This window comes from Planctomycetota bacterium (assembly GCA_039182125.1).
Lineage (GTDB): Bacteria > Planctomycetota > Phycisphaerae > Tepidisphaerales > Tepidisphaeraceae > JBCDCH01.
The window spans coordinates 9,985-36,180 of the sequence record JBCDCH010000003.1; the positions used below are offsets into that span (position 1 = coordinate 9,985).

5 protein-coding genes are annotated in these 26,196 nt (G+C 64.6%); 1 reads left to right on the plus strand and 4 read right to left on the minus strand.

The genetic code is table 11. The features are described from left to right. Nucleotides 1-20: 20 nt before the first annotated feature. The gene (locus AAGD32_01125) at nt 21-22,451 is read left to right on the plus strand and encodes a putative Ig domain-containing protein (protein ID MEM8872833.1); all 22,431 of its coding nucleotides are present in this window, start codon (nt 21-23) and stop codon (nt 22,449-22,451) included. Between the two features lie 3 nt (nt 22,452-22,454). Here AAGD32_01125 and AAGD32_01130 read toward each other — a convergent pair whose 3' ends face one another. From AAGD32_01130 to chrA, 4 genes are all read right to left on the minus strand, one after another. Then, nucleotides 22,455-22,994, minus strand: coding sequence for a YqgE/AlgH family protein (locus AAGD32_01130; GenBank protein ID MEM8872834.1), 540 nt, complete (start codon nt 22,992-22,994; stop codon nt 22,455-22,457). Between the two features lie 69 nt (nt 22,995-23,063). Further along, on the minus strand, nt 23,064-23,756 hold the full coding sequence (locus AAGD32_01135; protein MEM8872835.1) for a PEP-CTERM sorting domain-containing protein: 693 nt from the start codon (nt 23,754-23,756) through the stop codon (nt 23,064-23,066). A 194-nt stretch (nt 23,757-23,950) separates the two neighbouring features. After that, on the minus strand, nt 23,951-24,733 hold the full coding sequence (locus AAGD32_01140) for a PEP-CTERM sorting domain-containing protein (protein MEM8872836.1): 783 nt from the start codon (nt 24,731-24,733) through the stop codon (nt 23,951-23,953). 260 nt (nt 24,734-24,993) lie between these two features. After that, nucleotides 24,994-26,142, minus strand: coding sequence for a chromate efflux transporter (gene chrA / locus AAGD32_01145; protein MEM8872837.1), 1,149 nt, complete (start codon nt 26,140-26,142; stop codon nt 24,994-24,996). Between the last annotated feature and the right edge of the window lie 54 nt (nt 26,143-26,196).

A 26,196-nucleotide genomic window follows, 5' to 3' on the forward strand; every position in this document is an offset into this window, starting at 1 on the left:
CTTCCGTGGACGGCCTGGCGATGCCCGCCGCGGGAGAGTTGCGCGCCGAGATGCTCGAGCAACGCATCCTGCTCAGCGGCAGTTGGTATGACGCCGACGGTGATCCGCAAGGTGGCGGGACTAGCGGCGCGGACGCCTACGGTGGCGACGGCGACGACGAACTCGCCGACGGCTTCGGCGGCGACGACACCCTTTTCGGTGGCCTCGGCGATGACACCCTCGCGGGCAGCAGCGGCTTCGATCAACTCTCCGGCGACGGCGACTTGCGCCAACTGATCACCCGCACCAATACTTTCGACGACGCCAACAACGGCTGGGCCGGCTTCCACAACGACGATGCTGGCTTGGGCACCGACTTCGGTTGGCAAAGCGCCAACGTTGCCGGCGGTGACGCTGCCGGCGAAGGCGGTGGCCACTTCTCACGCGCCGCCGAGGTCAACTGGTATGCTGACAGCGACATTGGCACACTCACCCTCGCCGATGATCTTGCATTCTCCACGAACCTTACCGTCGAGGGCTCGGTCACCCCCGACAACGAGGTGCAGCTGGGTTGGTTCGACGCAAAGGACAACTTCCTGGGCATCGAGGTCCGTGAGCCGGGATCAGGTGGCTTTCGCTTGTTTGTCGTCGCCGAGCATCCCGGCGGCGAGATCCAAAGCACCGTCATCGAGATCGCGGAAGACATCGACTTTACCGTCAACTACAGCTACGACGCAGCCACGACCACCGCGAGCGTTGAGGTGCGTAACGCATCGACCTCGGCACTGATCGGGCAGCAGTCGTTGAACATTTCCGGCTCCGGCATCAGCGGCGAGGCCTTCAACCGCTTCGGCCTTCGGGCCGACAATCTCGCCAGTGCCTCGGCGTCGCAGTCGATCGACCTGCGGATCGACGATGTTAGCTATACCGTCGCCACCGAGGCGAACCACGGCGTCGGTGGTGCCGACAGCCTTAGCGGAGGCGATAACGATGACACGCTCTACGGCAATGCCGGCGACGACACGCTCGACGGCGAGGGTGGCAACGACTATCTCGTGGGTGACGCGCCCGATATTGCGAGGATTCTGCTGGACCATCCCGAACTGAGTTACAGCGTTGAGACCGGTAAGTTTTACAAGGTCGTGCTCAACGAGATGACCCGGGAAGAGATCGCGGCGAATCTTGATCAGTTCGATGTGGCCGGCATGTCGGCCAAACTCGCCCGCATCGAAAGCGCCGCAGAGAACGCGTTTCTAGCACAGTTGATCGCGGGCTCGGTGGCGGATGCATATATCGATGCGAGCGACGCGGACACCGAAGGCACATTCCTCGACGCCGACGGCAAACCGATCGTTTACAGCAACTGGGCTGGCGGCGCGCCCAACGCCGACACGACCGATCACGACTCGGCGGTCCTGAGCAGCGATGGTACCTGGTTTAACCAGACTAACTCCAAAGCCGACGACTTTATTCTTGAGTTCGACCCGGCCGACTTGCTCGGTGGCAACGATTCGCTTGTTGGCGGTGCCGACAACGACACGCTCATCGGCAACGCCGGCGACGACACGCTCTCCGGCGGCGACGGCGACGACGTGCTGCTCGGCGATGGCATCGATGTTCAGGCGATCCTTGACGCCGACAGTTCGTTGGCATGGAACCCGGCGACAGGCAAGTTTTACCGGCTCGTCACGACGTTGGAGACCTTCGACGACGCGGTTGTACTCGCCTCCGAGGAACAGGTTGCCGGCGTGCAGGGTCGGCTTGTCCAGATCCAGAGTGCTGATGAAAACGCGTTCGTTGACACGCTCGCCGGAACGAACAAGGTGTTCATCGGAGCAACCGACCGCTCGGACGAAGGGACGTTTCGCTGGACGGACGGTACCGCGCTGCGCTACGACAACTTTGTCACGCCTGCCGACAACGCCGGCGGCAACGAGCACGCGGTCGAGCTGCGCGATGGCGGCTCGTGGAACGATATCGATCCTTCCTTCCCCAGGGCTTACGTGGTCGAGTTCGACGTATCCGCGCAGGTTGTCGGTGATGACCAACTATCCGGGGGCGACGGGGCGGACACGCTCATGGGTGGGCTCGGCAACGACACGCTCACCGGTGGCGCAGGCGACGACCTGTTGGTCGGCGGCAACACGACCGACTCGCCTTCCAATCTCATCTCGGACAGCGGCTTCATTGGCTTGTCGGGCAACTACGACGCGGGCGAGAAAGTCGGCAACTGGCAGGTGGAATCCGGCGATATCAACGTGCGCGGCTTCTCGAGTCATCGCGCGCCCGGTGGGGGCATTGGTGTCGATCTCAACGGCCAGTCGTCGCCGGGGGCGATCAGCCAGTCGTTCCCCACTGTTGTCGGTGAGACATACACGGTCAGGTACGCAATGGGCATGCACTCGCATGGCCCGGTACTTGACCGCACCATGGACGTCTCAGCGGGAGACAACGTCCATAGCGACACTTATGTCTATGAGAGTGACCTGGGGCACTCGAACTATGGCTGGGAGCCGCGATCCTTCTCGTTCACCGCGACGGAAGATGTCACCACCCTGCGGTTCGCGAGCACGACGCCAAGCTCGCAAGGGCCGCATATCAGTGACGTTCAAGTCTTCGCGAACGACTCGGTCGAGACGGCGGGTAACCTCGTGGTCGACGGGCAGTTCGGCCAAGACGCGAGAGAGGATGACACCGATTTTTCAGCCGGCGGCATGGTCGGTCGGTGGGACGTCGACGGTGGCACGGTCACCATCCTCGGCGAAGACTGGGACCGCACGCCCGATGGCGGCCGCGCGCTCGATTTGTCCGACAATCCGGATACGCCGTCTGTCTCGCAAACGATCACGACGGAACCTGGCAAGACATACACGCTCTCGTTCGCCCTCTCGGGCAATTTCGTCGACGTGGCCGGCACTGGGGCGACCGTTGCCGTCACCGCGGGCGACGTGGCGGACACGTTCGTCTACACGAAACCGACCGGCTACAGCCAGACCGATCTCAAGTGGGCCTCCCACACGCTCACGTTTACCGCCACGTCGACGACGACGGACATTTCGTTCGCCAACAACGTCAGCGGTGACATAACCGGCCCGATCATCGGCGACATCCATGTCTACGAGCCGGTCAACAACGACGTTGCCGTCTTCTCCGGCAACGCCGCCAACTACACCATCACCGACAACGGCGACGGAACCCACACCGTCACCGACAACGTCGGCACCGATGGCACCGACACGCTCTACGGCATCGAGACGCTCGACTTCGCCGACGTGCGAATGGACCTCGCGGGCAACATACTGGCCTACAACGCGCCCGTGGCCGGCAGCGCGGGCGACGACACGCTCGTCGCCGGCGAAGGGGACAACACGGTCTCCGGCGAGGGCGGCGATGATGTGATTCTTGGCGACGGGTACGACGTGCAGCCGCTGCTGAACGCCGACCCAATGCTCAGTTGGAACCCTGAGACCGGCAAGCTGTATCGTCTGGTCACGGACCCCGCCACATACGAGGACGCCATTCTGGCCGCCCAGCAGAGTGAGGTGGCTGGCGTCAACGGGCGGTTGGTCCAGATTCAAAGCGCTCAGGAGAACGCGTTCGTCCATACGGTTGCGTCGGGGAACAGCGTTTTCATTGGCCTCCAAGACCTTTCCAACGAGGGCGACTTCCGTTGGACCGACGGGTCGACGCCGACGTTCGACAACTTCGTGTTGCCGCCAAACAACGCCGGTGACGAAGATGCCGTGGAGATGAGCGCCGGCGGAGACTGGAACGACGTCGATGTGAGCGTCATGCGTGCCTATGTCGTGGAATACGACTTGGCATCGGCGGCGATAGGTGACGATCAACTCGCCGGGGGCGATGGGGCCGACACGCTGTTCGGTGGCCTCGGTGCGGACACGCTCACCGGCGGTGCCGGCGATGATTTGCTCGTCGGTGGCAACACCACCGACAGTCCGGCGAACCTGATCGACAACGGTCAATTCCTCGAAACCTACACCGGCTCGGAGCAAATCCTTAGTGCCGGTGCGACTCTTGGGGCGTGGTCCGTCGACTCAGGCGAGATCAATTTTCGCGATGACAACTACCAGCGATCCCCCGGTGGCGGTTTTGCGGTCGATCTGAATGGCATGTCCACCCCGGGTTCGATCAGCCAATCGTTCGAAACGATTCCCGGCCAAACGTACACGGTCAGTTACGCCATGGGCATGCTCGCACACACGCAAAGCGGTGACCGCACCATGGACGTTACCGCCGGGGACACGACGCATAGCGACACCTACGTTTACGACGGCTCCACGACCCACGGCAACTTTGCTTGGCAGCCACGCTCCTTCGAGTTCGTCGCGACTGACGAGGTCACAACATTGGCATTCGTTAGCACCAATGCTGGCGGCCAAGGCCCGCAGCTCGGCGACATCCGGGTCACCGCGAATACCGGCACCGACACCGCCGTCTTCAGCGGCAACGCCACCAACTACACCGTTACCGACAATGGCGACGGTACCCACACCGTCACCGACAACGTCGGTACCGATGGTACCGACACGCTCTACGGCATCGATCGCCTCGAGTTCGCCGATGCCCAGGCCGACATCGACGGGAACATTCTCGCCTATTACGACCCGACCGCCGGCGACGATCTTGTCACGCACACCGATGCGGGTGCGCCCGTAACGTACGTCTCGGCATCCGGCAGCGACACGTTCCGGTTCACCACGATCGGCAACTACGCCAGTAGCGTTCTCATCGAGGACGCGGACACCTACAACGCACGGATCGGCGGGAGCGTCGATGCCGGCCGAGTGTTGATCTCCGTTGACGGCACCGTGGCTGCGGAGCTCGACGGGTTCTCCGCTATCGAGGTCGTTGCCGCCCACGAGCAGGACACGCTTCAGTTTGCCAGCGACATTTCGGCGGGTTCGTTGACCGCGAGCGCGATCAGCTTCGACGACACCGGTCCGCAGAACACCGGTGCCGGCACCGGCCCGCTCGGTTACACGGCTTACGCGCCACAGGTCTCAGGCGTCACGATCGACGGAGCGCTCGATGCGGCCTGGGCTGACGTGCCGACGTTCGCGATCGACAGCGTCGTTCAAGGCAGCGCGCCGGCCAACGCGGCGGACTTCGACGCCGACTTCCGCGTCTCGTGGGACAGCACCAACGTCTACCTGATCGTGGACGTGTCCGACGATGCGATCGTCGGCGACTCGGGGTCGGCTTGGTACTACGACGACACGATCGAAGTCATGTTCGACATAGGGCATGACGCGGACGGTGCCTACGACGCGACCGACTTCCAGTTTTATTTCGGCGTCGCGGGCGAGACCTTCGGGGAGGCCAAGCACGGGGACGTCACCGGCGTTCAGTTCAACCGGACGACGGTCGCGGGCGGATATCTTGCCGAAATCGCGATCCCGTGGTCCACCCTCGGTACGACGGCCGACGCCGGCAATGTCGAGGGCTTTGGCATACAGATCGACGACGACGATGACGGCGGCATTCGTGAACGTCAGGTTGCCTGGCACACGACCAGCGATCTGATGTGGAACGACACATCGCTGCTCGGTGATCTTCGGCTGGAGGACACGCCCGGCGATTCGACCGGTACCAGCAGCTCGGAGGTCATGTTCGGATCGTCGGCGAACAACCAACTCACCGGCGGCGAGGGCGATGACTACATCACCGGCGGTGCTGGTGACGACACGCTCAAGGGTAATGGCGGGGACGATACACTCATCGGCGGAGACGGCTTCGACTACTTCGAGGTCGATTTCGGCAATGATGTGGTTGAAGGCGGAGGCGGTTTCGACGGTGTGCTCATCAACGGCCACTACCGCGACCACGTCTTTACCGACAACGGCGACGGCACATACAGCATCAGCGGCCCGACCGGTGTCAAGACCGTGAGCAGTATCGAGTACTTCGACTTCGTCGACGGACGTTACTCGCTGGCCGCCAACCCGGTCGAAGGCACGGCTTCCGACGATGTCATCAACGGTTCGAACAACCCCCAGACGATGATCGGCAACGCCGGCGATGACACGCTCATCGGTACCGCCGGCGATGACATCATCTACGGCGATTCCCGTATCACCACCGTCGTTGCCAACGAGAACTTCGAGTCCGGTGCAACTGGCTGGACTGACAATTCGACCTACAACCTGCTTGATGGGAATGGCATACTCGGCCGTTTCGGCGACTCCGGGGAGGCCCAGGCGGTCTCGAAGACCTTCACTTTGCCGACCGACGCTCTTGAGGCCAAGGCCACGCTCGATCTCTGGGCGCTTGACAGCCACGACAACGGCGAGGACATCACTGTCTACGTCAACGACGTCGCTATCGGCACGTTCAATGTGGACAAATACGATGCCGGCTATCACGACACCGGCACCATCGGCAATGTCCGCTGGACCATTATCGCGACCGAGGAACAGGACCAGCATGGCGGAAACCTGGGCACCGATCCGTGGTGGAAAGATCAAAAGGCTCAGCTCACCATCGTCATTGACGATCCTGGCGCGGACTTGAAGCTGGGCTTCGGTGCGGACTTTAACGGTACGATCATCGACGAGTCCTATGGCGTCGACAACGTCGTCATTACCGCCGACACCGCCTCGGGTACGGGCGACGACACCGCCGTCTTCAGTGGCAACTTCGCCGACTACACCGTCACTCACAATGCCAACGGAACGGTCACCGTGGACGGCCCCGATGGCGCTGACACTGTGGTCGGCGTCGAGACGTTCGTCTTCGATGACGGAGCGTACGACGTCGCCACTCAGACGATGGACGCAGCCCCGACGGATCTCGCGCTGTCCAGTGCGACCGTCGATGAGAACGCAACGCCTGGGACAACTGTTGGGACACTCACGCCGACCAACACCGACGGCACGGACACGCACACCTTTAGTCTCACCGATGACGCCGACGGCCGTTTCACGGTCGATCCCAACAGCGGCGTTGTTTCGACACTCGTTGCACTCGATCACGAAACCGCGGATAGCTACGACATCACCGCCCGCGTTGTTGATGCGGAGGGCAATGGATACGAGGAAACGTTCACGATCGCCGTCGCCGACATCAACGAAGCCCCGACATTGGATAACCCGCTGGTGGACCAGGGCGCCACGGAGGACACGCCGTTCAGCTATCAGTTTGCGGCGAACTCCTTCAGCGATGTCGATTCGGGCGACACCATCACGTACGCCGCGACGTTGGCCAATGGTGACCCGCTGCCCAGTTGGCTGAGCTTCGATGCAAACACCCGCACGTTCACCGGTACGCCGGCCAACGGCGACGTCGGCACGGTCACCGTCCGTGTCACCGCTGAAGACGGGAATGGCACAACTGTCAGCGACGATTTCGATCTGACCGTGGCCAACACCAACGACGCGCCCGACGCCCTCACGGTGACCCCGCCCAACCTCCTATCCAACGGCAGCTTGGAGAGCGGCACGGCCGGGTGGGATCTCACCGGTAACGTCTTCCGCACCATGTCCCTTAATGGCGGCGGCTTCTCCAGCGATGGCGACTATCGCTTAGTGTTCGGTGCCGGTAACAACGATGGCGGCGTGGCGGAAACGACTCTCCAAACCGTCCCCGGCAAAACCTACACGCTCTCGTTCGATTACGGTGCCAACTCTGCCGCCAACCTTCAATCTCTTGAAGTTCAGGCCATCGGTTCGACGACACTGCTTACCCAAACCGTCATCGACACCGGTTCCAACCCGATGACCTACGAGCGGTACACGTACACGTTTACCGCAGACTCGGATCAGACGACGCTGCGCTTCGACGATGTGTCTGCCACAAGTGGTCAAACCGATGGCAACGTGGACAATGTGGTGGTCACCGCAAACGACCCGCTTGTCGTTGAGGAAGCAACCGGCGGTACCGTGGTTGCGACGGCCGACGCCACCGATCCCGACGTTGGCGACAGCATCACCTATTCACTCTTCGAAGACGCTGACGGCCGGTTCGAAATCGATCCGAACACTGGAGTCATCACCGTGGCTGCAGGGGCCGATCTGGACTTCGAATCCAGCCCGACGCATGACATCACCGTTCGTGCGACGGATTCGTCTTCGGCAACGCGTGACATGACCGTGACAGTCATGCTCGTCGACATCAACGATGCCCCGACGCTCGACAACGCCTTGGCCGACCAGAACGCGACCGAGGACGCTCCGTTCAGCTACCAGTTTGCGGCCAACAGCTTCGGCGATGTCGATGCCGGCGACACGCTCGCCTACACCGCGACGTTGAGCAATGGCGATCCGCTGCCGGGCTGGCTGAGTTTCGATGACGCGACCCGCACCTTCACCGGCACGCCGCTCAACGACGATGTGGGCACGATCACCATCCGCGTGACGGCCGACGATGGCAACGGCGGCTCCATCACCGACGACTTCGACCTGGCGGTTGCGAACACCAATGACGCGCCGACCGTGGACAACGCACTGGCCGATCAGTCGGCCACCGAAGACGCACCGTTTAGCTACCAGTTCGCGTCGAACGCTTTTGGTGACATCGACGCCGGCGACACGCTCACTTACTCGGCGACGCTCGCCAACGGCGATCCGCTGCCGAGCTGGCTCAGCTTCGACGACGCGACACGCACGTTCACCGGCACGCCGGCGAATGATGACGTTGGCACCCTCACCGTGCGCGTCACCGCGGACGACGGCAACGGCGGCACGGTCACGGACGACTTCTCCGTCACTGTCACCAACACCAACGACGCCCCAACGGTTGACAACGCACTTGTCGATCAGAACGCAACCGAGGACACCGCGTTCTCCTACCAGTTCGCCACTGGTAGCTTCGGCGATGTCGATGCTGGTGACACGCTCGCCTACACGGCGACGTTGTCCAACGGTGATCCGCTGCCGAACTGGCTGAGCTTCGATGACGCGACCCGCACGTTCAGCGGCACGCCGGCCAATGACGACGTCGGCACGATCACCGTCCGCGTGACGGCGGAAGATGCGGCCGGTGCGACCGTGACCGATGACTTCGATCTCGTCGTCGCCAACACCAACGACGCGCCGACACTCGATAATGCTCTGGCCGACCAGAATGCGACCGAGGATGCTCCGTTCAGCTACCAGTTCGCGACGAACTCCTTCGGTGATATCGATGCCGGTGACACGCTGACTTACGCCGCGACGCTGTCCAACGGTGATCCGCTGCCGAACTGGCTGAGCTTCGATGACGCGACACGCACGTTCACCGGCACGCCGCTCAACGACGACGTCGGCGCGATCACCATCCGCGTCACGGCCGACGACGGCAACGGCGGTTCCATCACCGATGATTTCACCGTCACTATTGCGAACACGAACGACGCCCCGACGGTCGACAGCGCGTTGGCCGACCAGAACGCGACCGAAGATAGCCCGTTCAGTTATCAGTTCGCCGCGAACTCCTTTGGCGATGTCGACGCCGGCGACACGCTTGTCTACACGGCGACGCTGAGCAACGGCGATCCGCTTTCGGGCTGGCTGAGCTTCGACGCCAACACGCGCACTTTCAGCGGCACGCCGACCAACGATGATGTCGGCGGCGTCACCGTGCGTGTCACCGCCGATGACGGCAACGGCGGCACGGTTAGCGACGACTTCACGGTCACGGTGACCAACACCAACGACGCACCCACCGTCGACGGTGCTTTGGCCGACCAAAACGCGACCGAGGACAGCCCGTTCAGCTACCAGTTCGCCGCGAACTCTTTTGGCGATGTTGATGCCGGCGACACGCTGACGTATGCCGCCACGCTCTCGAATGGCGATCCGTTGCCGTCGTGGCTGAGCTTCGACGCCAACACGCGTACGTTCACCGGCACGCCGGCCAACGACGATGTTGGCACGGTCACCGTCCGCGTCACCGCTGATGACGGCAACGGCGGTACCGTCACCGACGACTTCGACCTCGTTGTCGCCAACACCAACGACGCGCCGACCGTCGACAACGCGCTGGCGGACCAGGGCGCGACGGAAGATGTGGCATTTAGCTACCAGTTTGCCGCGAACTCCTTCGGCGATGTCGATGCTGGCGACTCGTTGACTTACGGTGCGACGCTTGCCAACGGTGACCCGCTGCCGTCGTGGCTGAGTTTCGACGCCAACACCCGCACGTTCTCCGGCACGCCGCTCGAAGGCGACGACGGCACTTTCACCGTCCGAGTCACCACCACCGACGGAAGCGGGGCGGACACGGCCGACGACTTCGACATCACCGTTGCTGCCGTCAACGACGCGCCCGATGCCGACGACGCGACGTTCGCCATCGACGAGTCGGCCGAGCCCGGTGCGACCGTTGGTACCGTCAGCGCCACCGATGTTGATAGCACCTTCACTTTCGCGGTCACCTCGGGTAACGACGACGGCAAGTTCACCATCGATCCCAACACCGGTGTCATCACCACCGTTGATCGGCTCGACTACGAAGACACCACGCAGTACGTCCTGAACGTTCGCGTGACCGACACCGGCAGCGCGGTTGATGACGCGACGGTCACCATCAATGTCAACAACATCGGTGACCGGACCATCACCGGCACCACCGGCGACGATCAACTCGTCAGCGGTGACGAGAACGACACGCTCGTCGGTTTGGCCGGCGATGACACGCTCATCGGCGGCGATGGCGCGGACGTGGCCAACTACAGCGGCAACTATCGCGACTACGCCATCACCGATAATGGCGACGGCACCTTTACCGTCGATGGCCCGGACGGAACCGACCTGGTACACACGGACGTCGAGACGCTCGCGTTCGATGACGGCACTTTCACGACGGTCGACAAGACGTTCCGCGGCACCGCTGGTAACGACACGCTGATCGGCTCCGGCGACGGCGACACGATCGCGGCCGACGATGGCGATGACCTCATCACCGGCGGGGCGGGTGACGACTCGATCACCGGCGGCGGCGGGACCGACACGGCCGTCTTTGCCGGAGACTACGCCGACTACCTTGTCACCGACAACGGCGACGGCACCTTCACCGTCACGGGGCCCGATGGCGCCGACACCGTGAGCAACGATGTCGAGACGCTCCGCTTCGACGACTACGACTACGCGACCGCCGACGGGTCGATCACGCTGACAGCCGGCGATGACATGTTCACCGGTGGCGACAGCGATGACAGCATCCTAGGCCTCGCGGGTGACGACACGCTCTCCGGCGGACGCGGCGACGACGTGCTTGATAGCGGCGACAACGACGATGTGCTCACGCCCGGCCTTGGGAATGACACAGTCATCGGCGGCGACGGTACCGACACCGTCGTCTTCGGCGGTCTCTTCGAGCACTACACGATCGCCGACAACGGCGACGGCACCCACACCATCACCGGGCCGACCGGCACCGCTGTCGTCCACGACGATGTCGAGAACCTCCAGTTTGCCGACGGCACGTTCGTCTTCGCCGACAACCCCGCGACGGGTACGTCAGGCGACGACGCGCTCACCGGTAGCACGAACCCCGAGACGCTCATCGGCGAAACGGGGGATGACACGATCATCGCCGGTGATGCCGACGATGTGATTTACGGCGACGGTCGCACGGTCACCGTCGTCGCGAGCGAGGACTTCGAGTCCGGCGCGACAGGTTGGTCCGACAACACGACGACAGTGTTGCCCAACGGAAACACAGTCCTCGGCAACTTTGGCGGCTCGGGTGGGGCCCAGGCGGTTTCGAAGACGTTCACGTTGCCGGGCGACGCCCAGCAGGCGACGGCGACGTTCGACGTTTGGCTGTTCGACAGCCATGACGCCGAGAATGTGACCGTCTTTGTGAACGACACAGCGGTGACGTTGCCGCGCTTCCGTCCGGACGATGCGGGGACCGTTCACACCGGCACCTCCGGCGGGATCTCGTGGACGTTGGTCGTCCCTGAAGAACTGGATCATGTCGCGTTCTCCGATACCACGGATGTCTTCATGGACCGTCGCGGGGAAGTCACCCTCACCGTGGCCAATCCCGGCGATGATCTGAAGATCGGTTTCGGTTCTGATCTGAACGCGCCGCTCAATGACGAGTCCTATGGCATCGACAACCTCGCCATCACCGCCGCCACCACCAGTGGTAGTGGTGACGACCTGATCACCGGTGGCGCCGGCGACGACACCATCCTCGGCGGTGGCGGTGACGATGCTGCCATCTTCTCGGGCAACTACGCCGACTACACCATCACCAACAACGTCGACGGTACTTACACCGTCGACGGCCCCGACGGGACCGACCTCGTGTTCGACGATGTCGAAGCGTTGGTCTTCGATGACGGCACGTTCATTCCCTCGGCCAATGGCTTTGCAGGCACCGATTCCGACGACAGTCTCGTCGGTACGGCGGCCGATGAAACCATCGCCGGTTTCGGCGGGGATGACACGATCGTCGGTAACGGCGGCGACGACAACATCATCGGCGGCGACGGCACGGACAACGCCCAGTACAGCGGCGCCTGGGACGACTACACGGTCACCGACAACGGCGACGGCACGTTCACCGTCACCGACAATCGGCCCGGCAGCCCCGACGGCACCGACCAGATCGACAGTACCGTTGAGAACCTGGTTTTCACCAACGGCCGGCTTGACCTGACCACCGGTTACTTTGAGGACACCGCTGCCGATGACGACATCACGGGAACGAGCGGTGACGATGTCATTCTGGCTGACGCCGGCAACGACACCATCGATGGCGGTACCGGGGACGACGGTATCGGTGGTGGCGATGGCAATGACAGCATCGTCGGCGGCAGCGGTGATGACATACTGGACGGTGCCGAAGGGGATGACACGCTCGAAGGCGGAAGCAACGTCGATGTGCTTTCGGGCGATGCCGGTGCGGACCGGCTCGACGGTGGAAGTTCCAACGACACGTTGATCGGCGGTGCCGGGGACGACACGCTCATCGGTGGCGGCGGTACCGATGATCGCGCTTACTACTTCGGCAACTTCGCTGACTACACGGTAACCAAAAACGGCGACGGCACCTACACCGTCGTCGATACCCGCCCGGGCAGCCCCGACGGCACCGATATCGTTCACGATGACGTGGAGTACCTCTACTTCAACGATGTCGCCTTCCGCACGTCCGACGACACGGTGGTCGATCAGTTCGACACCAACACGCTCGTCGGCGGCGTCGGCGGCGATCGCATCGACGGCCAGTCCAACGACGACAGCATTCACGGCGGCCAGGGCAACGACACGTTGATCGGCGGCTCGTCCGATGACACCCTCGACGGCGGGGAAGGCGATGACGAGCTTTACGGCGATGCGGGCGACGACACATTGCTCGCCAGTGCTGGCAACGACACGCTCCACGGCGGTAACAACAACGACGTCGCCGTCTACACCGGCAGCTACACCGACTACACCGTCACCCCCAATGGCGACGGCACCACGACCGTCACCGATAACCGGCCCGGCTCGCCCAACGGTACCGACACGGTCCACGACGACGTCGAAACGCTTCGCTTCGACGACGCCACCGTACGCACCAGCGACGGGGCATTGATCGACGATGGCAGCGACGTGATCACCGGTACGTCCGGCGACGATCTGATCGACGGCGGCAACGGTGGCGACACGATCAACGGACTCGGCGGCAACGACACCATCGCGGGCGGTAGTGGTAGCGATGCCATCTACGGCGGTGCCGGCGACGACGACATCGACGGCGGCACCGGCGGCGACACGCTCGAAGGCGGTGCCGGTAACGACACCATCGCCGGGGGCGACGGTACCGACTTCGCCGATTACTCCGGCAATTTCGCCGACTACAGCGTGACCAACAACGGCGATGGCACCTGGACCGTGACCGACAACCGCCCCGGCAGCCCCGACGGGACCGACGCCATCCAGTCCGACGTCGAGCAGCTCCGCTTCGCCGACGCGTACTACGACATCGCCACCGACACGTTCACCGACGGCTACAACACCAACGTACTCACCGGCGGGGATAGCGCCGAGCGAATCGACGGCGGTAACAGCGGCGACGCCATCACCGGCGGCGGCGGCGGTGACACGCTCATCGGCGGTATTGGCAATGACACGCCCGCCGGCGAGGCCGGCGACGACGTGATCATCGGCGGCGACGGCGGTGGCGATGTCGCCGTGTACGCCGGTAACTTCGGCGCACACACCATCACCAATAACGGCGACGGCACCTACATCGTCGCCGGGCCCGAGGGCACCGACACCGTCCATGACGATGTCGAGACCATCCGCTTCGCCGATGGCGATTTCACCACCGCCGACGACAGGTTCACCGCCACGACCGGAAACGACACGGTCGCCGGAACCGCCGGGGATGATCGCATCGCGCTGCTCGACGGTGACGACACCGTGCAGGGCGGCGGAGGTGCGGACACCCTCCTCGGTGGTGACGGTAACGACGTCGCCGTCTACGCCGGCAATCGCGCCGACTACACCGTCACCGATAACGGCGACGGCACCCTCACCGTCACCGACGATCGCTCCGGTTCGCCTGACGGCGTCGATACGGTCCACACCGACATCGAGACCCTCCGCTTCGCCGATGCCGACTATGACGTGGCGACCGGTCATGTCACCGGTTTCGCCGGCAACGACACCATCACCGGCACCGCCGGCGACGACCGCATCGAGACATTCGACGGGAACGACAGCGTCTTTGGCGCCGGCGGCGACGACACCCTCATCGGCGGCTCGGGCAATGACACCCTCGAAGGGGCAAGCGGTCGCGATGCCCTCGACGGTGGTACGGGCGACGACACCCTCGAAGGCGGCGGTGGGAACGACACCCTCGACGCCGGCGATGGCGACGACCGCGTCGACGGCGGTACCGGCAACGACACCCTCGTTGGTGGCGCGGGTGACGATACCCTCATCGGCGGGGCCGGCGAAGACGACGTCTTCTACACCGGTGCATGGCACGAGTACGACGTGAACGACAACGGCGACGGCACCTACACCGTTGTCGACAATCGCCCCGGCAGCCCCGACGGAACCGATTTGGTTCACGACGATGTCGAGCGACTCGTGTTCAGCAACGGCACGCTCGAACTCGCGACCGGTGCCTTCACCGGAACCGCCGGTAGTGAAAGCATCATCGGCACTGCGGCTGGTGAATATATCGATGGCCACCAAGGCAACGATACTATCGACGGTGGCGCTGGCGACGACACCATCACCGGCAGCAACGGCAAGGACAGCCACGATGGCGGCGATGGAACCGACACGATCGACTACAGCTTTGTCGGTCCCAATACCGGGATGCACATCAATCTCGGTGCAGGTGAAATGGTGCATGATGGCTTCCGCGAAGACGTGATCAACTTCGAGAACGCCATCGCAACGCAGAACGATGACACGTTGACCGGCACCGCTGGCGATAACATCCTCGATGGTCGTGGCGGCGATGATCAGCTTTACGGCGGTACCGGTGACGACACCCTCATCGGTGGTGTGGGTGACGATACCGCCCACCTCACCGCCAACTTCGCCGATGTCACGATCACCGATAACGGCGATGGCACCTTCACTGTCGACGGTCCTGACGGTACCGATGTCCTCGATGGCGTCGAAACCATCCAGTTCGCGGACGGAACTTACGATGTTGCCAGTGCCACGTTCGGAGGCAGCACCGGCGCGGACAACCTTGTTGGTGGCAATGCGGCGGATACTCTCGACGGCAACGCCGGCGACGACACACTTACCGGCGGCGCGGGTAACGATCTACTCATCGGCGGCGATGGCAACGACGTCGCCACCTACGCCGGCAACTACCGTGACTACACGATCACCGACAACGGCGACGGCACCTACACCGTCACCGACAACGTCGGCACCGATGGCTCCGACACCGTCACCGACGACGTCGAAGTTCTTCAGTTCGCCGACGGTACCTACACCACCAACACCGGAACCTTCAACGGCACGACCGGCGACGACTTGCTGGTCGGCAGCAGCGGCGGCGATACGATCCTTGGCCACGACGGCAACGACACGATCGACGGCGGAGCCAACGATGACCAGGTGACCGGCGGTGCCGGCGACGATGTGCTGCTCGACAGCAGCGGTTCGACCAACGACACCGCGCACTACTCGGGCAACTTCGCCGACTACACCGTGACCAACAACGGCGACGGCACTTACACCGTTACCGACAACCGTCCCGGCAGCCCCGACGGGACGGACACCGTCTCTGACGCGTTCGAACGGTTCATGTTCGCCGATGTGGCGTTCCGCACGGCCGACGACACGGTGATCGATGTCTACGACACGGACGTCCTTGCCGGCGGGGCGGGTGACGATCGGATCGATGGCGGCAGCGGTAACGACACCATCACCGGCGGCGCGGGCGACGACACGCTCATCAACGGCTCGGGTGCCGACACCTTCCAAGGTGGCGACAACACCGACACGGTTGTTTTTGCCGGTAACATCGCTGACCACACCGTCACGGACAATGGCAATGGCACTTACGCCGTCACCGGGCCTAACGGCACCGACACCGTTCATGACGATGTCGAGATCCTCCAGTTCGACGATGCCACGCTGGCCCTCACGGATAACAAGATCACCGGCACCGCCGGCAACGATGACCTCACCGGTACCGGGGGTGACGAAGAACTCGACGGCGATGCTGGCGATGACACGCTTGCCGGTCTCGGTGGCGACGACACGCTCGTCGGCGGCGATGGCACGGATGTCGCCGTGTACGCCGGCAATTTCGCCGATTACACCGTCGCCGACAACGGCGATGGCACACTGACCGTGACCGACAACCGCCCGGGTAGCCCGGACGGCACCGATACCGTCCACACCGACATTGAGATGCTCGAGTTCGCCGACGCCACCTACGACGTGGCCACCGCGACCTTCGAGGGTACCGGCGTCGGCGAAACGCTCACCGACAACGACGATGGACGCAACATCTTCGGCTCGGGCGGCGACGACACCATCGCGGGCAACGGCGGTGACGATTCCATCACCGGCGGTGCCGGTGACGACGTGCTCGACGGCGGCGCGGGTGCCGACACTTTGCAGGGATGGGCGGATGACGATTCCATCACCGGCGGCACCGGCGACGACGTTCTCGACGGCAATGCCGGCCGTGACACGCTCCGCGGCGGTGACGGCAACGACGTGCTCTACGGCGGCGATGGCGACGACAGCCTCTTCGGTGACGCCGGCAATGACACGCTCTACGGCAGCCCCGGCAACGACACGCTCGAAGGTGGCGATGGTGACGATCTGTTGAGCGGCCGTGACGGCGACGATGTGCTCACCGGTGGTGCGGGCAACGACACGCTCCAGGGCGACGTCGGTGCCGACACGGGCGACGACATCGCCAACTACAGCGGCGACTACCGCGACTACGCCATCACCGACAACGGCGATGGTACCTTCACCGTCGCCGACAATCGCCCCGGCAGCCCCGACGGCACCGACCTCGTCTATGACACCGTCGAGACTCTCGTCTTCACGGACGGCACCTACACGACGGCCGACCAGACGTTCCGCGGCACCGCCGGTGCCGACGCCATGATCGGCTCGTCCGATGACGATCGCATCGATGCCGGTGCGGGTGATGACGGCATCGACGCGACCCTTGGCAACGACACCGCGCTAGGCAATGCCGGTGACGACACGATCGATGGCGGCCTTGGTGATGACCAACTTGACGGCGGGGCCGATGACGACTTGCTCATCGGCGGGGACGGCAACGACACCATCATCGGCGGGGACGGCGACGATACCGCCGTCTTCACCGGGGACTTCCGTTTCTACACCGTCACCAACAACGGCGACGGCACCCTCACCGTCGACGGCCCCAACGGCACCGACACGGTCCACACCGACGTCGAAACACTCGTCTTCGACGACGTGACCTACGATGTCGCGAGCGGTGCGTTCCGTGCCACCGAGTCCGGTGACAACCTCACCGGCAGCGCCAACGACGAACGCATCGAACTCCTCGGCGATGACGACTACGTCAACGCCGAAGGCGGCGACGACACCGTCCTTGGCGGTAGCGGCGATGACACGATCGCTGGCTCCGACGGTGCTGACCAACTCTTCGGCGGCAGCGGGCAGGATCGGATCGACGGCGGCGAAGGCGATGATTATATCGACGGCGAAAGCCGCAGCGATACCCTCGTCGGCGGCAGCGGCAACGACACCCTCGTCGGCGGCGCTGGAAACGACACCGCCGTCTACACCGGCGACTGGGCCGACTACACCGTCACCGACAACGGCGACGGCACCCTCACCGTCGCGGGTCCCGACGGTACCGATGTCGTCACCAACGACATCGAGCAGCTCCAGTTCGACGATGTCACCGTCGCGCTGGCCGATGCCGTCAACGACGCGCCGGTCGTCGATCATCCGATCGCCGATCAAGCGGCAACGGAAGATGTCCCGTTCAGCTTCCAGGTTCCGGCCAACGCGTTCAGCGATCCCGACGCGGGCGATGCGATCACGTACTCGGCCACGCTGAGCGACGGCAGCCCGCTGCCCGGTTGGCTGAGCTTCGACGCCAACACACGGACCTTCGCCGGCACTCCGACCAACAGCGATGTCGGTGCCGTGGACGTTCGCGTCACCGCCATCGACCTCGCCGGTGCGGCCGAGAGCGATGTGTTCGCGCTGACCGTCGCCAACACCAACGACGCCCCGACGCTCGACAACGCGTTGGCCGATCAGGGCGCGACCGAGGATGCGGCGTTTAGCTACCAGTTCGCGTCGAACGCTTTTGGTGACATCGACGCCGGCGACACGCTCACCTACTCGGCAACGCTCACCAACGGCGATCCGCTGCCGAGTTGGCTCAGCTTCGACGACGCGACACGCACGTTCACAGGCACGCCGGCGAATGTTGACGTTGGTACCCTCACCGTGCGCGTGACCGCCACGGACGGCAGCGGCGCGACGGCGACCGACGACTTCGATCTCACCATCGCCAACGCCAACGACGCACCGGTTATCGATAACGGGCTCGCCGATCAAAGCGCAACGGAGGACGCGGCGTTCTCGTATCAGTTTGCTTCCGATGCGTTTGGCGACCCCGACGTCGGCGACACGCTCACTTACGCGGCGACGCTCTCCAACGGCGATCCGTTGCCGAGCTGGCTGAGTTTCGACGATGCGACACGCACGTTCACCGGCACGCCGGTCAATGACGACGTCGGCGCGATCAACGTCCGCGTGACCGCGACCGACGGGGGCGGTGCGACGGTCACCGATGACTTCAGCCTCACCGTCGCGAACACCAACGACGCGCCGACGCTGGACAACGCACTCGTCGATCAGGCCGCGATCGAAGACGCCGCGTTCAGTTATCAGTTCGCATCCGACACGTTTGGCGACGTGGATGCGGGTGACACGCTGACTTATGCCGCGACCCTTGCCAACGGCGATCCGCTGCCGAACTGGCTGAGCTTCGATGACGCGACACGCACGTTCACCGGCATGCCGACCAACGACGACGTCGGTACGGTCACGATCCGTGTGACGGCGGACGATGGCAACGGCGGAATCGCAACCGACGACTTCGATCTCACCGTTGCCAACACCAACGACGCCCCGACGCTCGACAACGCATTGGCGGATCAGAGCGCGACGGAGGACGTGGCGTTCAGCTACCAGTTCGCGGCGAACAGCTTCGGTGACGTGGATGCCGGCGACACGCTGACTTATGCCGCGACACTCGTGAACGGCGACCCGCTGCCGGCTTGGCTGAGCTTCGACGCGAACACCCGCACGTTCAGCGGGACGCCCGGGAACGGGGATGTCGGTGCCTTGGACGTTCGTGTCACCGCCACCGACGGCAGTGGTGAGACGGTCACCGACGATTTCGCTCTGACCGTGTCGAACGTCAACAACGCGCCGACCGATTTGGCGATCGACAACGACCAAGTGAGTGAGTCCGTCGCGCCTGGCACCCGCGTGGGAACGTTCACGGTCGCCGACATCGACGCGGCCGAGAATCACACGTTCGCATTGCTCGACGATGCCGACGGCCGGTTCACCATCGACGCCAACACGGGCGAACTCTTCGCCCAAGGGCCGTTCGACCACGAGACCGACACGCAGCACACCGTCCGCGTCGAGGTCGCCGACATCGCCGGCGCGACGTATGCCGAGGACGTGATCATCGGCGTCACCGACAACGACGATCTGCCGACACTCTCGACCGTGGCAACGTTTGCCGCGACCGAAGACACCGGCCGGGCGTTGGCCTTCGCCGATCTCCTCGCCGCTTCGGACGCGTCCGATCCAGACGGCCCGATCGAAGGCTTCCTTATCGCGTCGATCGACGTGGGATCATTGCAGGTCAACGGTACCGACGCGATCGCGGGCGTGACCGAGGTCCGTGCCGGTGACACGCTGGTCTGGACCGCGCCGTCGCACGCCGACGGCAACATCGCCGGCTTCCAGGTCCGTGCCATCGACGGGACGGGCAACCTCACCGACCCGGCCACCGTGGCGTTCGATGTCACGGCGGTTGCCGATGGGCCGACGATCACCGCGTCCGTGCCCTCGACGTCACCGGAAGACGCGAGCGTGCCGATCTCGATCGCCGTGGCCAGCGCCGACACCGACGGCAGCGAAACGCTTGCCGTGTCGATCGCCGGCGTGCCGACCGGCGCGACGCTCTCGGCCGGCGTTGATCAGGGCGGCGGCGTGTGGAGCGTCGATGTGGCCGATCTGTCCGGCCTGGCGTTCGAGCCTGCCGACAACTTCAGCGGCCCGGTCCAACTCACGATCACCGCAACCGCCACCGAAGCCGCCAACGCCGACACGGCCACGTCGACGCAAACCCTCTCGTTCACCGTCGAGGGTGTCGCCGATGCCCCGACGCTGACGGTGTCCGACGCCTCGGGCGATGAGGACACGACGATCCCGCTGGCCATCGACGCCGGCCTGAACGACACCGATGGCAGCGAAACGCTCGCGGTTCGCATCGCAGGCGTGCCCGCCGGTGCGACGCTCTCGGCCGGAGCCGACCTGGGCGGCGGAGCGTGGAGTCTCGCGCCCGAGGAGCTTGCCGGTTTGCGGTTCACACCCGCAGAGAACGCCAACGGTCCGGTCAATCTCATCGTCACCGCGACGAGCATCGAGGGCGACACCGGCTCGGTCGCGACGACCCAGTCGGCGCTGCTGGTCGATGTGGCACCGGTGAATGACGCCCCGACGGCACTGGCCCTCGACGGCGCCAGCGTTGCCGAGAACAGCCCGGTCGGCACCGTCGTCGGCCGAGTCACCGCCGGCGATATCGACTTTGCGACCGAGGCCGACGAGCGACTCACCTACACCCTGGTGGAGGGCGACCAACGCTTTGCGATCGATCCCGATACGGGTGAACTGACGACGCGCGTCGTGTTCAACCATGAGGTGACGCCGACCGCGACGGTCGTGGTTCGCGTCGCCGATGCGGCCGGTTCCGCGATCGTGCGTTCGTTCGTCATCGACGTCGAAGATCGGGCCGAAGTGCCGACCGATCTGCGGGTCGCGGCCGGTCCGCTACCCGAAGAAACCGAGGTCGGCACGGTGGTGGGTCGAGCGTTCGCCGCCGATCCGGATGCGGGCGACGAGGTGCGCTTCGCGCTGGCCGACGACGCCGACGGCCGGTTCGCGATCGACCCGGTGACCGGGTTCGTGACGGTGCTCGATCCGACGCGTATCGACTTCGAGTCGGCCCCGTTCCACGACATCGTCGTCCGTGCGACGGACACGACGGGACTCGCGTCCGAGGTGCGGTTCGAGGTGAAGCTCGAGGACTTGCCCGAGCCGATCGTGCCGGCGGAGCCGGTGTCGGTGTTTGAGCCGGTCCCGACGGTCGAAGAGCCGCCCGTGTCGGTCGAGCCGACGGTCGGCGACGAGCCTGCCGCGTCCGAAGAACCCACTGACGCCGAGCCCGTGACCACCGAGCCGGCCGGCGATACTCCGGTTGCGCCCGCAAGTGCCCAGGAGCCCTCCGCCGAGGCGACCGGTACGGAAGCACCGTCATCCGCCGACTCGGCCATGGCACCGGAGATGCCCCAGTCCATCGGCAACATGTTCGGCCATGTCGACGCGATCGAACTCGACGATGTCACCACCGTCGACACGAACTCGACCGACACGCCGAGCGTCGGTGACTACACGGTCCAACGGTCGCTCGCCGACGGCCTTGTCGGGCGCATCGGCACCGGCGGCGACGGCCCGCAGGTTGTCGAGTCGGCCGACCTTTGGGAGACGGCGTCCGAAACGCTCTACCTCCGCGAGGATCGCAATGTCGCGGAGGATGCGGTCGAGCGTTCCGAGGCCGAGTCCGGCAAGCAGCAGCGCGAGGAGCCGTACAAGTTCGGCGCGGGGCTCTGGCTCATGCTCCGCCAGATGGTCGGTGCGACGCCCAAGCAGGACGGCAGCCCGACGCTGCCGACCAACCCCCACGGCGCACGTGACGAGAACAGGCGGAAGTCCGCATAAGGCTCAGTTCAGCCCCGGTTCGTCGGGGATGCGCTCGGGGTCGATGTATTGCTCGAGATGCAGCCGTGTGAGTAGACGCTGCCAAAGGTCGGGCGGCTCACGGAACACGTCGTCGGCTTTCGCGTCGGCGATGAGCCAGGCGTCTTCGGAGACCTCGTCTTCGAGCTGGGCCGGTCCCCAGCCGGCGTAGCCCGCGATGTACTTGCTCCGCGCGGGGTCCGAGCGCATGAGCCGTTCGATTTCCGCACGGTCGTTGGTGAACCTAACGCCCTCGATCACATCATGGCCAATGGCGTTGTCGTCGTGCAGCACCGAGAGCAAGCCCGGACATGGTCCGCCCAAGTGCAACTGGCTCTCCAGCCCGTCGGCTGCCTCGACATCATCGTCCACCGCGTCGGCGACGGTCAACTCCATCGGCCGATTGACGATCAGGCCCAGCGCACCTTCGTCATCGTGCTGCACGATGAGAATGACGCTGCGGTAGAAGTTCGGATCCCGCAGCGACGGGGCGGCGATGAGAAACTGACCGGCAAGCGAGGGCACGCCCGATCATAACGAAAAGCCTGCGACGATGCCGCAGGCTTTCCGTGGGATCAAGTTGGTCGACCGGCGTTACGCCGAGCGACGACGCAGCAGGCCGAGGCCCGCGACACCGAGCAGCGCGATGCTGGCCGGCTCCGGGATGACGTTGCTCACGCCGGGCGTGTCGAGGCTGTCGTCACCGAAAGCGCCGGGGACGAACGTGAAGTCGCCGGTGATGTCCGGCGTGCGGAGCACCAGTGCGGCCGGGAACGTTCCGTCGGGACCGACGACCGGGCCGCCGCCGAAGAAGATGTCGGTGGTCGCATCACCGTCGGTCAGCGAAACGGCGTCGAGGATGTTGCCGATGACGCTCGGGTCGTCGAGGACGCCGTCGTCGTCGGCGTCGAGATCGTCGCCGGCCAAGCCTTCGAAGTTGTCGGTGATGATGAAGCTCACGGGCGAGCCGAAGAAGTCGGGGCCGCCGATCTGGTCGGCGACCGCATCATCGTCACCGCTGCTGAGAAGCCAGAAACCATCGGCGGGGATCGCGCCGGTCAGGGGCACCGCGAAGTCGACCTGACCGGGGGCAAACTCGGCACTGATGGCGAGAAGCGTCAGGCTGCTGAGGTCGGTGCCGGGCGTGCCGGCGATTTCAACGAAATTGCTCGTGTCATCCGAGCCACCTGGGCTGGAAATGCGAATCTCGTTGAGGACCTGCGCGGAAGCGACGGTCGAAACGGCGAGCACACCGGCCGAGGCCAGAAGAAGGGATTGCTTGTGCATGGGGGATATTTCTCCGGGATTTTGTCGGGCGACACGTGCTCGGGACATCCGCTCACGCGTTGGCGAAAGAATAGCCACATCCGGGGCCGGTGAGAATGAAGAACTGGTAAAGGTTGATGTGGGGCGTGGGGGAATAGGAAAAGCCGCCGGTTTGTACCGACGGCCGTTCCTGATTTGGGGGTTTGTTCAAAGCGTTACGCCGAGCGACGACGCAGCAGGCCGAGGCCCGCGACGCCGAGCAGGCCGAGGCTGGCGGGCTCGGGGATGACGCCGACCGACGGGTTGACTTCGCCAAAGGTCGGGGTGACCGGATCGAAGCCGAGGCTCGCGATCTCGAACGTGTTGCCGTCCTGATCGAAGATCAGCTCCCCGGCCGGGTCGTTGACCGCGAGGATCGTGCTCGGGTTGGCACCGTCACGGAAAACCAGACCCGGCTCGTCGCCGGTGAACGCGAAGTCGACGCCACCGAGCTCCGCGCCATAAACCGGCTCATCATCGGCGTCGGAAATGCCGATAGCGTCGAAGATGGTGCCGAACGCGCTGAGGTCATCAACGAAGCCGTCATCGTCGGTGTCGATGTCGGTTGGGACGCCGCCGGCTGCCGGGTCGGTCGCCGAGCCACCGTCCTCATTGAAGCCGGTGAAGGTGTCGGTGAGCAGAAGGGTGAAGCTGGGGTTCTCCAAGTCGCCGATTTCGACGAGCAGGAGTCCGTTGGCGTCGAACGTGCCGGAGATCGGTTCGATGTCGTCGTCCGGGCCGGAGTTGCTGATCACGCCGGGTGCGCCGGGGTCACTCTCGATGCTGATGAGGAAACCGTCGAAGGTTTCCCCGGGGGTGCCGAGCAGTTCGATGACCTGGGTGGCGGCGTCGGCGCCCACCTGGTTCGGCTCGAACTCATTGATGAGCACTTGCGCCGAGGCGGCGGAGGTCATGGCGGTGGCCGCGATGGCGGCAGCGAAAAGGTTGGTCTTACGCATGGTGTCGTTTCTCCCGCTCGCGGTTGGCGAGCGTCTTGATTTGGCGGAGTGCTCAACCGACACCACGCGGTGCCGAATTCGTGTTCGCCTGTGACGACCACGCCCACCGGGCCGCGTCGCAACCTCCTCATCGAACACGGCACCCCGTTTACGGGTGCCTCGCACTCACTCTCCTGTCTCCGGGTGGAAACATATCGGTGCCCTGATCAGGCCGATTGAGCGTTGCGTGAATGGGTTGGCAATGTCGCGCGATGAACCGGCTAAGGAATCGTGAAGTACCCACGACCCACGCCGACGATCGCGCCGGCGAGGATGAGCCACGTCGCGTTGGGCTTCTTCCAGAGCAACAGCCCGAGCGCCGCCGCGGCGATGGTGATCGCGAGCCAATCCGTCCGCACCGTGCCGGCCAACCGCACGGCGACCAGTGCGATGAGCCCGACAACCGCAGCATTCATCGCCGCAAGCGCCGACGACGCCAGCCGGTGACGCCGCATCTTCTCCAACACTGGACCGAACACCGCCACGAGGATGAGCGCCGGCGCGAACATCGCCGCCGTCGCGAGCAGGGCGGCGGTGATCGGGTCCATCCCCGGCGTTTGCGCACCGATGAGGTAGCCGACGAACGTGCTGGTCGTCAGCAACGGCCCCGGCGTGGTCTGGCCGATGGCGATCGCGTCGAGGAGTTGCGTTTCGGTGAGCCAGCCGAGGTTGCGGACCAGGCCGGTGTCGAGGTAGCTCACCAGCACGTACCCCGAGCCGAAGAGCGTACCGCCGACGATGAGCATGAACGTCGCGAGCTTGAGCAGCGTCGGCTCGTCGGTGACCACCGGAAGCGTCGCCGGCAACGCCACCGCCAACGTCGGCAACTTCGCATGTGCCACGCCCAGCGCCGCCGCGACGGCCAGCACCGCGATCTCCGGCTGCACCGGCGACCCGGTCAACAGCCAAGCCCCCGGCAACGCCAACACGGCCACCCCGATATGAAACGCCGACCGGCACGAAGTCTGAGCGAACCGCACCCCGGCATTGACGATGATCGCCAGCACCACCGGCGCGATGCCCGCCATGATCGCTTCAAGCCACGGCCGAAACTCGCCCTGCTGTCCCGCGACGTACAACCACGCCAGCGGCAGGATGATCAGCACCGCCGGCCCGATGAAGCACGCCCCGGCCACGACCAGCCCCGGCAGCCCGCCCCGCAGCCAGCCCATGTGGATCGCCAGTTCCGTCGAGTTGGGCCCCGGCACGACCTGCACCGCCGCGACAGCGTCGAGGAAGTGCTGCCGGTCGAGCCATTTTCGCTTCTCGACGAGCTCGTCCTCCATCATCGCGACGTGCGCTGCTGGGCCGCCGAAGGCGAGGAACCCGAGCTTGGTGAAAACCGTGGCGATCTCCCGCAAATAAGCCATCGATCCGCACGGTAGCCCGCTGACGGCGTGGAATACGCGCCCTTAGTCCCGCCG

Excerpts from the sequence above, each read along its gene's own strand:
- AAGD32_01125 (MEM8872833.1), top strand. The coding sequence starts at position 21 with ATGCCCGCCGCGGGAGAGTTGCGCGCCGAGATGCTCGAGCAACGCATC.
- AAGD32_01140 (MEM8872836.1), bottom strand. The coding sequence starts at position 24,733 with ATGCGTAAGACCAACCTTTTCGCTGCCGCCATCGCGGCCACCGCCATG.
- AAGD32_01135 (MEM8872835.1), bottom strand. The coding sequence starts at position 23,756 with ATGCACAAGCAATCCCTTCTTCTGGCCTCGGCCGGTGTGCTCGCCGTT.
- chrA (MEM8872837.1), bottom strand. The coding sequence starts at position 26,142 with ATGGCTTATTTGCGGGAGATCGCCACGGTTTTCACCAAGCTCGGGTTC.